Annotated in this window: 17 protein-coding genes; 13 read left to right on the plus strand and 4 right to left on the minus strand. The window is 54.7% G+C overall.

What is annotated here, in order from left to right; genetic code table 11:
* Window positions 1-4 precede the first annotated feature (4 nt).
* The 4 genes from eutC to eutR are packed head-to-tail and all read left to right on the plus strand — an operon-like array spanning window position 5 to window position 3,177.
* Window positions 5-901: an ethanolamine ammonia-lyase subunit EutC gene (eutC, locus tag ACLJR2_RS11705; RefSeq protein WP_000372335.1), complete on the plus strand. Its 897-nt coding sequence runs from the start codon at window positions 5-7 to the stop codon at window positions 899-901.
* A gap of 9 nt (window positions 902-910) precedes the next feature.
* A complete protein-coding gene (eutL, locus tag ACLJR2_RS11710) occupies window positions 911-1,570 on the plus strand; it encodes an ethanolamine utilization microcompartment protein EutL (RefSeq protein WP_001111056.1) in 660 nt (219 codons plus the stop codon).
* Window positions 1,571-1,582: 12 nt separating this feature from the next.
* Window positions 1,583-2,077, plus strand: coding sequence for an ethanolamine utilization microcompartment protein EutK (gene eutK, locus ACLJR2_RS11715; protein ID WP_000606271.1), 495 nt, complete (start codon window positions 1,583-1,585; stop codon window positions 2,075-2,077).
* Window positions 2,078-2,124: 47 nt separating this feature from the next.
* Entirely contained in the window at window positions 2,125-3,177 is a 1,053-nt protein-coding gene (gene eutR, locus ACLJR2_RS11720; protein ID WP_000753666.1) for an HTH-type transcriptional regulator EutR, read from the plus strand.
* A 199-nt stretch (window positions 3,178-3,376) separates the two neighbouring features.
* On the opposite strand, the gene ACLJR2_RS11725 is transcribed toward eutR, so the two are convergent.
* The 4 genes from ACLJR2_RS11725 to amiA all read right to left on the minus strand — a co-directional run bounded on the left by ACLJR2_RS11725 (window position 3,377) and on the right by amiA (window position 6,904).
* Window positions 3,377-4,654, minus strand: coding sequence for a DUF1963 domain-containing protein (locus tag ACLJR2_RS11725; protein WP_000344435.1), 1,278 nt, complete (start codon window positions 4,652-4,654; stop codon window positions 3,377-3,379).
* Window positions 4,655-4,782: 128 nt separating this feature from the next.
* Window positions 4,783-5,112, minus strand: a complete 330-nt coding sequence (locus ACLJR2_RS11730) for a hypothetical protein (protein ID WP_001194342.1) — start codon at window positions 5,110-5,112, stop codon at window positions 4,783-4,785.
* Between the two features lie 20 nt (window positions 5,113-5,132).
* On the minus strand, window positions 5,133-6,032 hold the full coding sequence (hemF, locus tag ACLJR2_RS11735) for an oxygen-dependent coproporphyrinogen oxidase (RefSeq protein ID WP_000801347.1): 900 nt from the start codon (window positions 6,030-6,032) through the stop codon (window positions 5,133-5,135).
* A 2-nt stretch (window positions 6,033-6,034) separates the two neighbouring features.
* Entirely contained in the window at window positions 6,035-6,904 is an 870-nt protein-coding gene (amiA, locus tag ACLJR2_RS11740) for an N-acetylmuramoyl-L-alanine amidase AmiA (RefSeq protein WP_000102880.1), read from the minus strand.
* Between the two features lie 212 nt (window positions 6,905-7,116).
* Here amiA and ACLJR2_RS11745 point away from each other — a divergent pair, with 212 nt between their 5' ends.
* The 9 genes from ACLJR2_RS11745 (at window position 7,117) to cysA (ending at window position 14,604) form a co-directional block, all read left to right on the plus strand.
* Window positions 7,117-7,542 (plus strand): GNAT family acetyltransferase, encoded by a 426-nt coding sequence (locus ACLJR2_RS11745; RefSeq protein ID WP_000406008.1) that lies wholly within the window; start codon window positions 7,117-7,119, stop codon window positions 7,540-7,542.
* A complete protein-coding gene (locus ACLJR2_RS11750) occupies window positions 7,529-7,978 on the plus strand; it encodes a DUF2919 domain-containing protein (RefSeq protein ID WP_000842939.1) in 450 nt (149 codons plus the stop codon). Before ACLJR2_RS11745 ends, ACLJR2_RS11750 begins: the two co-directional genes overlap by 14 nt.
* Window positions 7,979-8,039: 61 nt before the next feature.
* Window positions 8,040-8,615, plus strand: a complete 576-nt coding sequence (locus ACLJR2_RS11755) for an RpoE-regulated lipoprotein (protein WP_000838968.1) — start codon at window positions 8,040-8,042, stop codon at window positions 8,613-8,615.
* 94 nt (window positions 8,616-8,709) lie between these two features.
* Window positions 8,710-9,609 carry a porphyrinogen peroxidase gene (gene yfeX, locus ACLJR2_RS11760; protein WP_000084583.1) on the plus strand — a complete coding sequence of 300 codons (900 nt, stop codon included), beginning with the start codon at window positions 8,710-8,712 and terminating at the stop codon, window positions 9,607-9,609.
* Between the two features lie 237 nt (window positions 9,610-9,846).
* The gene (gene ucpA, locus ACLJR2_RS11765) at window positions 9,847-10,638 is read left to right on the plus strand and encodes an SDR family oxidoreductase UcpA (RefSeq protein ID WP_000517460.1); all 792 of its coding nucleotides are present in this window, start codon (window positions 9,847-9,849) and stop codon (window positions 10,636-10,638) included.
* 157 nt (window positions 10,639-10,795) lie between these two features.
* Window positions 10,796-11,812, plus strand: a complete 1,017-nt coding sequence (cysP, locus tag ACLJR2_RS11770; protein ID WP_000290274.1) for a thiosulfate/sulfate ABC transporter substrate-binding protein CysP — start codon at window positions 10,796-10,798, stop codon at window positions 11,810-11,812.
* Entirely contained in the window at window positions 11,812-12,645 is an 834-nt protein-coding gene (cysT, locus tag ACLJR2_RS11775; RefSeq protein WP_000881745.1) for a sulfate/thiosulfate ABC transporter permease CysT, read from the plus strand. The genes cysP and cysT overlap by 1 nt, the downstream gene beginning before the upstream one ends.
* Window positions 12,645-13,520 (plus strand): sulfate/thiosulfate ABC transporter permease CysW, encoded by an 876-nt coding sequence (gene cysW / locus ACLJR2_RS11780; protein ID WP_000852705.1) that lies wholly within the window; start codon window positions 12,645-12,647, stop codon window positions 13,518-13,520. The genes cysT and cysW overlap by 1 nt, the downstream gene beginning before the upstream one ends.
* Window positions 13,510-14,604 carry a sulfate/thiosulfate ABC transporter ATP-binding protein CysA gene (cysA, locus tag ACLJR2_RS11785; protein WP_000021073.1) on the plus strand — a complete coding sequence of 365 codons (1,095 nt, stop codon included), beginning with the start codon at window positions 13,510-13,512 and terminating at the stop codon, window positions 14,602-14,604. Before cysW ends, cysA begins: the two co-directional genes overlap by 11 nt.
* Window positions 14,605-14,627: the final 23 nt, after the last annotated feature.

Consider the following 14,627-nt stretch of genomic DNA (forward strand, 5'->3'; position numbering starts at 1 on the left):
CACCATGGATCAAAAACAGATTGAAGAAATTGTACGTAGCGTGATGGCGTCAATGGGACAGGACGTACCGCAGCCCGCCGCGCCGTCAACGCAGGAAGGCGCAAAGCCGCAGTGCGCCGCGCCGACGGTGACCGAAAGCTGCGCGCTGGATTTAGGTTCCGCAGAGGCAAAAGCCTGGATTGGCGTCGAGAACCCACATCGTGCGGACGTGCTGACCGAACTGCGTCGCAGTACCGCTGCTCGTGTATGTACCGGGCGCGCTGGCCCACGTCCACGTACCCAGGCGCTGTTGCGCTTCCTGGCGGATCACTCCCGTTCGAAAGACACCGTGCTCAAAGAAGTGCCGGAAGAGTGGGTCAAAGCGCAAGGGCTGCTGGAAGTACGTTCGGAGATCAGCGACAAAAACCTGTACCTGACGCGCCCGGATATGGGGCGTCGCCTGAGCCCGGAAGCCATTGACGCGCTGAAGTCACAGTGTGTGATGAACCCGGATGTGCAGGTAGTGGTCTCCGATGGCCTCTCTACGGATGCGATCACCGCCAACTATGAAGAGATCCTGCCGCCGTTGCTTGCCGGTCTGAAGCAGGCCGGGCTGAACGTCGGCACGCCGTTCTTTGTGCGCTATGGCCGCGTGAAGATTGAAGATCAGATTGGCGAAATTCTCGGCGCGAAGGTCGTCATCCTGCTGGTGGGCGAACGTCCGGGGCTGGGGCAGTCGGAAAGTCTTTCCTGCTACGCCGTCTATTCCCCGCGCGTGGCGACCACCGTCGAGGCCGACAGAACCTGTATTTCAAACATTCATCAGGGGGGGACGCCGCCAGTAGAAGCTGCCGCCGTGATTGTGGATTTGGCCAAACGGATGCTGGAGCAGAAAGCGTCCGGCATCAACATGACCCGTTAAGGAGACATCATGCCTGCATTAGATTTGATTCGACCTTCAGTGACTGCCATGCGCGTGATTGCCTCCGTGAATGACGGCTTTGCGCGGGAACTTAAATTACCGCCACATATACGTAGCCTCGGACTCATCACGGCAGATTCTGATGATGTGACCTATATTGCCGCTGACGAAGCGACCAAACAGGCGATGGTGGAAGTGGTCTATGGCCGCTCCCTCTATGCCGGGGCGGCTCACGGGCCGTCGCCTACCGCTGGTGAGGTGTTGATTATGCTGGGCGGACCGAACCCGGCGGAAGTGCGCGCCGGTCTGGATGCAATGGTCGCCAGCATTGAAAACGGCGCGGCGTTCCAGTGGGCGAACGATGCGGAAAATACCGCATTCCTGGCGCATGTGGTTTCGCGTACCGGCTCGTACCTCTCGTCTACCGCAGGTATCGCGCTGGGCGATCCGATGGCCTATCTGGTGGCGCCGCCGCTGGAAGCGACATTCGGCATTGACGCGGCGATGAAATCCGCTGACGTTCAACTGGTGACTTACGTGCCGCCGCCGTCGGAAACCAACTATTCGGCCGCGTTCTTAACGGGAAGCCAGGCCGCGTGTAAAGCCGCCTGCAACGCCTTTACCGACGCCGTGCTGGATATCGCCCGTAACCCTGTCCAGCGTGCGTAACGGAGGCTGCCAATGATCAATGCCCTGGGATTACTGGAAGTGGACGGAATGGTCGCCGCCGTCGATGCGGCGGATGCCATGCTGAAAGCGGCCAACGTGCGTTTGCTTAGTCATCAAGTGCTCGACCCTGGCAGGTTAACGCTGGTGGTGGAGGGCGATCTGGCGGCGTGTCGTGCGGCGCTGGATGCCGGAAGCGCCGCCGCGCAGCGCACAGGCCGTGTGATTAGTCGCAAAGAAATTGGTCGTCCGGAAGAGGACACCCAGTGGCTGGTTGGCGGGTTTGCGCGTGCGACAACGCCGACTGAGAAAGCGCCCCAGGTACCCGCAACGCCTGAGTTCGCTGAAGCGTTACTGGCGCTGCTGGCATCAGTACGCCAGGGAATGACGGCGGGAGAGGTGGCCGCGCATTTTGGCTGGCCGCTGGAGCAGGCCAGAAACGTGCTGGAACAACTCTTTTCTGACGGAGCGTTGCGTAAACGCAGTAGTCGCTATCGCATCAAAAATTAATCTGTCGGAGGGCCGGGCGTCCTGGCGGGCGTCCGGCATAGAAGATCATGAAAAAGACCCGTACAGCGAATTTGCACCATCTTTATCATGAAGCGTTACCCGAAGACGTTAAACTTACGCCCAGAGTCGAGGTGGACAATGTTCATCAGCGACGGACGACGGATGTCTATGAACATGCTCTGACTATCACCGCCTGGCAGCAGATCTACGATCAGTTACACCCGGGTAAATTTCATGGCGAGTTCACGGAAATCCTGCTTGATGAGATTCAGGTGTTCCGTGAATACACCGGCCTGGCGCTGCGTCAGTCGTGTCTGGTTTGGCCAAACTCTTTCTGGTTTGGTATTCCGGCGACGCGCGGCGAACAGGGATTTATCGGCGCGCAGGGGCTCGGCAGCGCCGAGATTGCCACCCGACCGGGAGGCACCGAGTTTGAACTGAGCACGCCGGATGATTACACCATTCTGGGCGTCGTTATCTCGGAAGATGTTATTTCCCGTCAGGCCACGTTTTTGCATAACCCGGAAAGGGTGCTGCATATGCTGCGTAACCAGTTAGCGCTGGAGGTAAAAGAGCAGCATAAAGCGGCGCTGTGGGGCTTTGTGCAGCAGGCGCTGGCCACCTTCAGCGAGAGTCCTGAAACCCTGCATCAACCTGCGGTGCGTAAGGTCTTGAGTGATAATTTATTGCTGGCGATGGGCACGATGCTGGAAGAGGCGAAGCCGATTCATAGCGCCGAGAGCATCAGCCATCAGGGATATCGTAGGCTACTGTCGCGGGCGCGGGAATATGTGCTGGAAAATATGTCGGAGCCGCTGACGGTGCTCGACTTATGTAACCAGCTACACGTTAGCCGCCGCACGCTGCAAAATGCGTTTCACGCCATTTTGGGCATTGGCCCCAATGCGTGGCTGAAACGTATTCGCCTCAATGCAGTGCGCCGGGAGTTGATTAGCCCGTGGTCGCAGAGCACCACGGTCAAAGATGCCGCGATGCAGTGGGGATTCTGGCATCTGGGGCAATTTGCCACCGATTATCAGCAATTATTTGCCGAAAAACCGTCGTTGACGCTGCATCAACGGATGCGGCAGTGGGCTTGATATTGATGGGTAGGCTCTCCGGTTGCTGATAACGTGCGCGTGTCGGGAATTACCCGGTGGCGGCTGGCGCCTTACCGGGCCTACGGATTCGCTGCCGTCTGTGGTTGGTAGCCCGGACAAGGCGCGCCAGCGCCGCCTCCGGGGAACCGCGCGCACAACGTGCAAAACAGTTTTGTCATCAGGTCATGAGGATGAACGTTTATGTTTGCTGATAAGACGTTGCCGTTGTTTGGCAGGAGGGGCAGATAAACCCGTAAAGCATTCCTTCCGCATATTCCTCTTCCTCAATATCTTCATAGCTTAGCTGCGCAAGAAACATCATCGTTTGCGCGCACGTTGGGCACGTGGGGTAGTCTGCATCCTGAACCCATGCGGGATGGCCGCCGAGCTGTGAGAAGGTGGTGGGTAAAAATATTTCAGCAGCGAATAGCGGCAAACGGGATTCCCCGGGGTGCAGAACATCAAGCGGTAGCGTTATCCAGTCAGAGGAATTCTCCACCGCCAGCGTCGAGAGCGCATTTTTTTCGTACCATCGCGGCTGGCCTTGCGGATCGACGGTGGCGAAAACGGTGTTATATGCCGTACAACACTGACAGGTCAGAATACGAATTTGACCGGGCCAACCCTGCGTGCTGAGGCCGACGGCGCTCGGCGCAACCTCAAACAGATTGATTAGCGGCAGGGAACAGTGTGGGCAGTTTTCACCATATTCTGCGACGGCGCGAAAAACGGCAGGCTGTTCAGGTGCCTGTTTTACCAGATGGGTACATTGCGTAAAGTAAAGATCGCGCCTGCGGCCATTTTCAGTGAGCTCCCATCCCGCCTGGTGAGCATAGCGATGAGGGAGGATATGAAGTGAAGCACTCCACGCAGGTGGTTCCTGGCGCCAGCGGTTAAAATGCTCAACGACAACCTCATCGCCAATCCAGGCCAGGGCGCAAAGAATGCCGTCACGGTTTTCGTCATCGGTTTCCACCTTCTGCAAAAGCGCGTCGCGTACGTCAGGCGGCGCACGGTGAAAAGGTAGGGGTGAAGAGAGCTCCAGTTCCTCTTCATTTATTACCTGGCGCAGGAAATTATCCAGATTGGCCTGGGTAAATGCCGCCAGGCACAGCGCAATTTCCTGAGCTTCCTCCTGCCATCCGGAATCAAATAATTCTTCTGCATAATCGACCATGTCGCGGCTTTCATCATCGGAGAGCTTTTTGTAAAGCTCATCGGTCGGAATGGGGCAGGGAATCCACTCGATTAACGGATCGTGTTCCCGGGGTTCATGAACGAGTTTAAGCATTTCAACAGGGTTGGTAATGCCACTGAACGCGTCGATCGTTTTTCTGTTTTTCCGGATATATTCTTCCTGCTCTTGCCGATAGCGCGCCTGGACGCAGGGCATGCAATAGCCCTCCGTGCGGGCAGCCGTTGCTGGCAGGATGAAATGTGAGCATTGCGGGTTTTTACAAGGAATACGCTCGTCCATGTGGTAGTGCTCCACTGCAAATTCTACGAGTGCTTACTGTACTGTTTTACTAATGATAACGGCAGCGGGCGGTTATCCGAATTCTTTATCTACAATGAACTCGTTTATTTCTACGAGCCTGCTTTTACTCAACGGCCAACCGGATAGGCGATAAACAAACCGGCTATCGTCAGAATACATGCCAGTATGCATAGCAAGATACAGTTAACGCTTTTACGCGGAATATGAATAATAAAGCAGAGTAATGCTATCAGGGCCATGACCACAGGGATGGTCACCATATTGATAACCAGAAGCACGATCAGACCGAAGCTCACCCCTCCGCTATGAGGGATGAATATTCTTTCTTCAAAATATATTTCTAGCGTAATGGCAAGCAGGCAGCCAATAAAACTTATACCCAGATGGGGATGCCATTTGGCGTCACTGGTTACTACTTTCCGTGTATTTGTTTGCATTGTTTTACTTTATAAATAAGTTAAATCCAGTCGCGTACCTGAATAAACTCGCTCAGCGCCGCTTCCGGGCTACCCGCTTCCGGCTGCCAGTCGTACTCCCAGCGCACCAGCGGCGGCATCGACATCAGGATAGATTCAGTGCGCCCGCCGGTTTGCAGACCAAACAGGGTGCCTCTGTCCCACACCAGATTGAACTCCACGTAGCGACCGCGGCGATAAAGTTGAAAATTACGCTCCCGCTCTCCCCAGACCATCGCTTTGCGTCGTTCGACAATCGGTAAATACGCCCGGGTGTAGCCGTTGCCGACCGCCTGCATAAAGTCGAAGCAGTAGTCGAAATCCGGCGTATTCAAATCGTCAAAAAACAGGCCGCCGATACCGCGCTGCTCGTTACGATGCTTGAGGAAAAAGTAGTCATCGCACCACTTTTTATAGCGCGGATACACATCGTCACCAAACGGCTGGCACAGGTCGCGGGCGGTGCGGTGCCAGTGAACGGCATCCTCTTCAAAGCCGTAGTAGGGCGTTAAATCGAACCCGCCGCCAAACCACCATACCGGATCGGCGCCCGGTTTTTCGGCAATAAAAAAGCGCACGTTAGCATGGCTGGTGGGAATATACGGATTGTGCGGATGCACCACCAGCGATACGCCCATCGCTTCAAAACTACGCCCGGCCAGTTCTGGCCGATGTGCGGTGGCGGACGCGGGCATTGCATCGCCGTGAACGTGAGAGAAATTAACGCCCGCCTGTTCGAAAATTCCGCCGTTGCGTAATACCCGGCTGCGTCCGCCGCCGCCCGCTTCGCGTCGCCAGCTATCTTCGACAAAGTTTGCGCCATCCACAGCGGATAACGTTTGGCAAATATCATCCTGCAGGCGTAGCAGAAACTGTTTTACGTGATGTGCATCGGGTTTCATGATTACCGTTTCTTCGTGTGTGCTTTCTGATTATCAAACCAGTGAAAATAACTGATGATGCCGTTGGCGATCGCCGTAGCGATTTTCTGGCGAAACGCCGTCGTGCCCAGCAGGCGTTCTTCTTCCGGATTGGTAATAAACGAGGTTTCGACCAGTACCGACGGAATTGACGGTGATTTTAGCACCACGAAAGCCGCTTGTTCGGTAGTGCGGCTGTGTAATTTATGTATCGGTTTGATTTTCTTGAGAATATGCGAACCCAGCGTCAGACTGTTTTTAATCGTATCGGTTTGCACCAGATCAAACAAAACTTGTTGTAATAGATGATCCCGGTCAGTGGCTTTTTTACCCGCCACTTCGTCCGCGCGGTTTTCACGCTCGGAGAGATACTTCGCCATGGCGCTACTGGCCCCGCGGTTGGAAAGCGCAAAAACGGAAGCGCCCGCCGCTTTCGGGTTGGTAAAACCATCGGCATGAATGGACATAAATAGATCCGCGCCGTGCTTATGGGCGATTTCCACCCGATCGTACAGCGGAATAAAGGTATCCCCTGTCCGGGTTAAACGCGCATCGATTCCGTGATTTCGCAAAATAGCGCGTACGTTTTTGGCAATTGCCAGTACGACGTGTTTTTCCTGAGAACCGTTGCGGCCAATCGCGCCGGTATCGATGCCGCCGTGTCCGGGGTCGAGCATCACCAACCGTTTACTGCCGGTTTTTTTGGTTTTGGGTTTGCTGTGACCATTACTGGTTTTTAGCGTTTCTTCTTTGGCTATTGCGTGCGACATACCTGACAGCGTCAGGGCCGCCAGACCTGTTTTGAGTACCTGGCGGCGCGAAGTGAGAGTTTTTAGGAGTTTAAAAGTGCTCATACGGCCTGAGTTGTGAAAATTAAGTTCAAGATGTTATATCGTATCGCGTAATCCGTTACGACGGTTGGTGATGAGAATTGTTTTACTTTTCATTTCAATACGTGACACATCGCCATTATGCCATTTTTTCCGCTACATCGCGTCAGATATTGGCTGAATCAGATGTTTGCGCCATAATCTTGGTTTTTCCACCCGAAAAGGCAACGAATACCATGGAAATACGCGTTTTTCGCCAGGAAGATTTCGAAGAGGTGATTACCCTCTGGGAGCGTTGCGACCTGCTGCGTCCATGGAACGATCCTGAAATGGATATTGAACGCAAGGTGAATCACGATGTCAGCTTGTTCCTCGTTGCGGAAGTTAGCGGCGAAGTCGTCGGTACGGTAATGGGCGGTTATGACGGGCATCGCGGCTCGGCGTATTACCTGGGCGTTCACCCGGAGTTCCGCGGGCGCGGCATTGCGAATGCGTTGCTTAACCGGCTGGAAAAAAAACTCATCGCCCGCGGGTGTCCGAAAATCCAAATTATGGTGCGCGATGATAACGATGTTGTGCTGGGCATGTATGAACGTCTGGGGTATGAGCATTCTGACGCCCTAAGTTTGGGTAAACGCCTGATTGAAGATGAAGAGTACTGAGTTTCATCCAGCCGATTATGATGTACACGGACGTTTACGCCTGCCGTTTCTGTTCTGGTGCGTACTGCTACTTCAGGCGCGCGCCTGGGTACTCTTTGTCATTGCCGGTTCATCCCGTGGACAGGGTAATACTTTGTTAAACTTTTTTTATCCCGACCATGATAATTTTTGGCTGGGGCTGTTGCCCGGCGTTCCGGCGGTAGTGGCATTTTTACTCAGCGGGCGGCGTGAAGCGGTTCCTGGTGTGTGGCGCTGGCTGCGCGGACTCCTGATCCTTGCTCAACTGGTGTCGTTGTGCTGGCTGCCGGCGATGTGGCTGGGGGGCGACCCGGTCAACGGCGTCGGGCTGGCGCTGCTGCTGGCGGACATTGTCGCGCTGATCTGGCTGTTAACCAATCAACGTTTGCGTGCCTGTTTTTCCCTTGAGAAAGAATAACGGCACTTTTTGGCGAACCCGCACTCCAACCAACGTTAATTAATAAAAGAAAGGAAGTGAGATGAAATCGCTGCGTTTGACTTTACTCGCACTGCCGCTGGCGCTGACCGGCTGCTCGACGCTCTCCTCGGTCAACTGGTCTGCCGCAAATCCATGGAACTGGTTTGGTTCTTCGACAGAAGTCACTGAGCAAGGCGTGGGAGCGCTGACCGCCGCCACGCCGCTGGAAGAGCCGGCTATTGCAGAGGCATTAGATGGCGATTATCGCCTGCGTAGCGGTATGAAAACCGATAACGGCAACGTGGTGCGCTTTTTCGAAGCGATGAAGGGCGACAACGTCGCGATGGTGATCAACGGCGAGCAGGGCACCGTGAGCCGTATTGATGTGCTGGACAGCGACATCCCAACCGCCGCGGGGGGCAAAATCGGTACGCCGTTTAGCGACCTTTACAGCAAAGCGTTTGGTCACTGCGAGCCGGTTTCCAGCGATAGCCATACCAGCGTCGAATGTAAAGCCGAGGGAAGTCAGCATATTAGCTATGTTTTCTCCGGCGAGTGGAGCGGACCGGAAGGCTTAATGCCTCCTGATGACGTCTTAAAAAACTGGGACGTGCGCAAAATTATCTGGCGTCGTTAATTTGCGCCTGAACAAACCGCTTCGCTTAAAAACAAGGTAAAATAGCCTCCATTAATGCCACGACTGCGTGGCATTCTCATTTTCAGGAGGAATCATGTCTCAGGTTCAAAGTGGCATTTTGCCGGAACATTGCCGTGCGGCAATTTGGATTGAAGCCAATGTGAAAGGCGACCTGGACGCCCTGCGCGCGGCCAGCAGAACATTTGCCGATAAACTGGCGACCTTCGAAGTCAAATTTCCGGACGCCCATCTTGGGGCCGTTGTGGCGTTTGGCAACAACACCTGGCGCGCCCTGAGCGGCGGCGTCGGGGCGGAAGAACTGAAAGATTTTATTCCTTATGGTAAAGGGCTGGCGCCGGCCACGCAGTATGACGTGCTGATCCATATCCTTTCCCTGCGCCACGATGTGAATTTTTCTGTTGCCCAGGCGGCGATGGAAGCCTTCGGCGACTGTATCGATGTGAAAGAAGAAGTTCACGGCTTCCGTTGGGTGGAAGAACGCGATCTGAGCGGCTTTGTCGACGGGACAGAGAACCCGGCAGGCGAAGAGACGCGTCGTGAAGTGGCGGTGATCAAAGATGGCGTGGATGCCGGCGGCAGTTATGTGTTCGTGCAGCGTTGGGAACACAATCTCAAGCAACTTAACCGGATGAGTATTCACGATCAGGAGATGATGATCGGGCGTACCAAAGAAGCCAATGAAGAGATTGACGGCGATGCGCGTCCGGCAACATCTCACCTGAGCCGCGTCGATCTCAAAGAAGATGGCAAAGGGCTGAAGATTGTGCGTCAGAGCCTGCCATACGGCACCGCCAGCGGTACTCATGGTCTCTATTTCTGCGCTTACTGCGCACGCCTGCACAATATCGAACAGCAGCTTCTGAGTATGTTCGGCGATACCGACGGTAAACGCGACGCAATGCTGCGCTTCACCAAACCGGTGACTGGCGGCTACTATTTTGCGCCGTCGCTGGATCGCCTGTTAGCGCTATAAGGTAAAACCCTGTCGGATGGCAGCGCAAACGCTTTATTCGACCTACGATTGGTAGGCCTGATAAGCGCAGCGCCATCAGGCAGAACAGCATAAAAATGCCCATCCCCGCCTCCGCGGGGATTTTTTTACCTAATATTTACCTGAATTAGTGAGCTATTCCTCAGCACTTATTTGTTATTACTGTATTTTCAGTGTTAATGGAGTGTAAGACTCCATATTCAAAAGGAGACATTGAAAATGGGTAAACTCACGGGCAAGACAGCATTGATTACGGGCGCATCGCAGGGCATTGGCGAAGGGATCGCTCGCGTATTCGCACGCCACGGCGCGAACTTAATCTTGCTGGATATCTCCGATGAGATTGAAAAGCTGGCGGATGAGCTGGGCGGGCGCGGACATCGCTGTACTGCCGTTAAGGCTGACGTCAGAGATTTTGCTTCGGTGCAGGCGGCGGTTGCGCGCGCCAAAGAGACTGAAGGTAGAATTGATATTTTGGTGAATAACGCTGGCGTGTGCCGTCTGGGCAATTTCCTCGATATGAGTGAAGAAGATCGCGATTTCCACATTGATATTAATATTAAAGGTGTCTGGAACGTCACCAAAGCCGTCCTGCCGGAGATGATTAAACGTAAAGATGGCCGCATTGTGATGATGTCTTCCGTTACGGGAGATATGGTGGCGGACCCGGGTGAGACGGCCTATGCGCTGTCAAAAGCCGCCATTGTCGGTTTAACCAAATCGCTGGCGGTAGAGTACGCGCAGTCCGGTATTCGTGTGAATGCCATTTGCCCCGGTTATGTAAGAACGCCGATGGCGGAAAGCATTGCCCGTCAGTCTAACCCTGACGATCCGGAATCGGTATTAACGGAAATGGCAAAAGCCATTCCGCTACGCCGTCTTGCCGATCCGCTGGAAGTAGGGGAACTGGCGGCATTTCTGGCTTCCGATGAGTCCAGCTATCTTACCGGAACGCAAAACGTCATTGATGGCGGCAGTACCCTGCCTGAAAGCGTAAGCGTAGGCGTCTGATTGATGCCGGTCTCCTCCTCACGCCGCGTGGGGAGGGATTCTCTTATTCCCTTTTCAACTTTCAAATCATCAAACGGTATATAAAACCGTTACTCCTTTAGCGCTGGTTATAAATATGATGACCATAAGAAAGTCATTAAATTTATAAGGGTGCGCAATGGCCGTTAACTTACTGAAAAAGAGACCCCTGACGCTGGCAGCAATGCTGTTACTGGCAGGGCAGGCGCAGGCAACGGAGCTGCTGAACAGCTCATACGATGTCTCCCGCGAGCTGTTTGCCGCCCTTAACCCGCCGTTTGAGCAACAATGGGCGAAGGATAACGGCGGCGATAAGCTGACGATTAAGCAGTCTCATGCCGGGTCATCAAAACAGGCGCTGGCGATTTTGCAGGGACTGAAGGCAGACGTCGTGACCTACAATCAGGTGACCGACGTACAGATTCTTCATGATAAAGGCAAACTGATCCCTGCCGACTGGCAAAGCCGTCTGCCGAACAACAGTTCGCCATTCTATTCCACTATGGGCTTCCTGGTGCGCAAGGGGAACCCGAAAAATATTCACGACTGGAGCGATCTTGTACGTTCCGACGTGAAGCTGATTTTCCCTAACCCGAAAACCTCCGGCAACGCCCGTTACACGTATCTGGCGGCATGGGGCGCGGCGGATAACGCGGACGGCGGCGATAAAGCCAAAACCGAACAGTTTATGACCCAGTTCCTGAAAAACGTCGAAGTGTTTGATACCGGCGGTCGCGGCGCTACGACTACCTTTGCCGAGCGTGGTCTGGGCGATGTGCTGATTAGTTTTGAATCGGAAGTGAACAACATCCGCAAACAATATGAAGCCCAGGGATTTGAAGTGGTGATCCCGAAAACGAACATTCTTGCTGAATTCCCGGTTGCCTGGGTGGATAAAAACGTGCAGGCCAACGGCACAGAAAAAGCCGCCAAAGCTTACCTGAACTGGCTGTATAGCCCGCAGGCGCAGACCATCATTACCCATTACTACTACCGCGTGAATAACCCGGAAATCATGGGCAAGCAAGCAGATAAATTCCCGCAGACCGAACTGTTCCGCGTGGAAGACAAGTTTGGCACGTGGCCTGAGGTGATGAAAACGCACTTTGCCAGCGGCGGCGAGCTGGACAAACTGTTGGCGGCGGGGCGTAAGTAATGCTTGCCGTTTCTTCCCGACGCGTGCTGCCCGGCTTTACGTTAAGCCTCGGCACCAGTTTGCTGTTTGTCTGCCTGATCCTACTGTTGCCGTTGAGCGCGCTGGTGATGCAGCTCTCACAGATGAGCTGGGCGCAATACTGGGATGTCGTGACCAACCCTCAGGTGGTGGCTGCCTATAAAGTGACGCTACTGGCGGCATTTGTAGCGTCGATTTTTAACGGCGTGTTTGGCCTGTTGATGGCGTGGATTTTAACCCGCTACCGTTTTCCAGGGCGCACGTTACTGGATGCGCTGATGGATCTGCCATTTGCGCTGCCGACAGCGGTGGCGGGGTTAACGCTGGCCTCGCTGTTCTCAGTGAACGGTTTCTACGGTCAGTTTCTTGCGCAGTTTGATATCAAAGTGACCTATACCTGGCTCGGTATTGCGGTGGCGATGGCCTTTACCAGCATTCCATTTGTGGTGCGCACCGTCCAGCCGGTACTGGAAGAGCTGGGGCCGGAATATGAAGAAGCGGCACAAACGCTGGGGGCCACCCGCCTGCAAAGTTTTCGCAAAGTCGTGCTGCCTGAGCTGTCGCCTGCGCTGATTGCCGGCGTGGCGCTCTCTTTTACCCGTAGCCTTGGCGAGTTTGGCGCGGTGATTTTTATCGCTGGAAATATCGCCTGGAAAACAGAAGTGACCTCGCTGATGATTTTTGTGCGTTTGCAGGAGTTTGATTACCCAGCCGCCAGCGCCATTGCCTCGGTGATCCTTGCGGCGTCACTGCTGCTGCTGTTCTCAATTAACACTCTGCAAAGTCGCTTTGGTCGACGTGTGGTAGGTCATTAATGGCGGAAGTGACTCAATTGAAGCGATACGACGTCCCCCGTATTAACTGGGGAAAATGGTTTCTGATTGGCGTCGGGATGCTGGTTTCGGCGTTTATCCTGCTGGTGCCGATGATTTACATCTTCGTGCAGGCGTTCAGCAAAGGGTTAATGCCGGTACTGCAAAATCTGGCCGATCCGGACATGCTGCACGCCATCTGGCTGACGGTGTTGATTGCCTTGATCGCAGTGCCGGTGAATCTGGTGTTCGGCATTCTGCTGGCGTGGCTGGTGACGCGCTTTAACTTCCCCGGACGTCAGCTATTGCTGACCCTGCTGGATATTCCCTTTGCCGTCTCACCGGTGGTGGCCGGTCTGGTTTATCTGCTGTTTTATGGCTCCAACGGCCCGTTGGGCGGCTGGCTGGATGAGCATAATTTGCAAATGATGTTCTCCTGGCCGGGGATGGTACTGGTCACTATTTTTGTCACCTGCCCGTTTGTGGTGCGCGAACTGGTGCCAGTGATGCTCAGTCAGGGCAGTCAGGAAGATGAGGCGGCGATTTTACTGGGCGCATCCGGCTGGCAAATGTTTCGCCGCGTGACGTTGCCGAATATTCGCTGGGCGCTACTCTACGGCGTGGTATTAACCAACGCCCGCGCGATTGGCGAGTTTGGCGCGGTGTCGGTGGTGTCCGGCTCGATTCGCGGCGAAACGTTATCGCTACCGTTACAGATTGAATTACTGGAGCAGGACTACAACACCGTCGGCTCCTTTACCGCCGCCGCATTGTTGACGCTAATGGCGATTATTACCCTGTTTTTGAAGAGCATGTTGCAATGGCGTCTGGAGAATCAGGAAAAACGCGCGCAACAGGAGGAAAATCATGAGCATTGAGATCGCCAGAATTAAGAAATCGTTTGGTCGTACTCAGGTACTGAATGATATCTCGCTGGATATTCCTTCCGGCCAGATGGTTGCCTTGTTGGGGCCGTCAGGTTCCGGCAAAACGACGCTGCTGCGCATTATTGCCGGGCTGGAACATCAGTCCAGCGGCCATATTCGTTTCCACGGTACGGACGTTAGCCGCCTGCACGCGCGTGAGCGTAAAGTCGGTTTTGTGTTTCAGCACTATGCGCTGTTTCGCCATATGACGGTGTTTGACAACATCGCTTTTGGCCTGACGGTGTTGCCGCGACGCGACCGCCCAACTGCGGCGGCGATTAAAACGAAAGTGACGCAATTGCTGGAGATGGTGCAACTGGCGCACCTCGCGGATCGCTTCCCCGCCCAGCTTTCCGGCGGACAAAAACAGCGCGTGGCGCTGGCGCGCGCGCTTGCCGTAGAACCGCAAATTCTACTGCTGGATGAACCGTTTGGCGCGCTGGATGCCCAGGTACGTAAAGAGTTACGTCGCTGGTTGCGCCAGCTACATGAAGAACTGAAATTCACCAGCGTCTTTGTCACCCACGATCAGGAAGAAGCGACGGAAGTGGCGGATCGGGTGGTGGTGATGAGTCAGGGCAATATCGAACAGGCTGATGCGCCGGATCGGGTGTGGCGTGAACCGGCAACCCGCTTCGTACTGGAGTTTATGGGCGAGGTGAACCGCCTGACAGGCACCGTCCGCGGCGGGCAGTTTCACGTTGGCGCGCATCGCTGGCCGCTGGGTTATACGCCCGCGTACCAGGGGCCGGTCGATCTGTTCCTGCGTCCGTGGGAGGTGGATATTAGCCGCCGCACCAGCCTGGATTCTCCGCTACCAGTACAGGTCATTGAGGCCAGCCCGAAAGGTCACTATACACAGTTAGTGGTACAGCCGCTGGGGTGGTATCACGATCCGCTGACGGTGGTGATGGCGGGTGACGACGTCCCGCAGCGCGGCGAGCGTTTGTTTGTCGGCTTACAGAACGCACGTCTCTATCATGGCGACCAGCGTATTGAGCCCCATGAGGTGCTTGCTCTTGCGGAGTCTGCCTGATAGGTTAATTTGCATAGTTATCG

Source organism: Salmonella sp. SAL03688 (assembly GCF_046551895.1).
Taxonomy (GTDB): domain Bacteria; phylum Pseudomonadota; class Gammaproteobacteria; order Enterobacterales; family Enterobacteriaceae; genus Salmonella; species Salmonella enterica.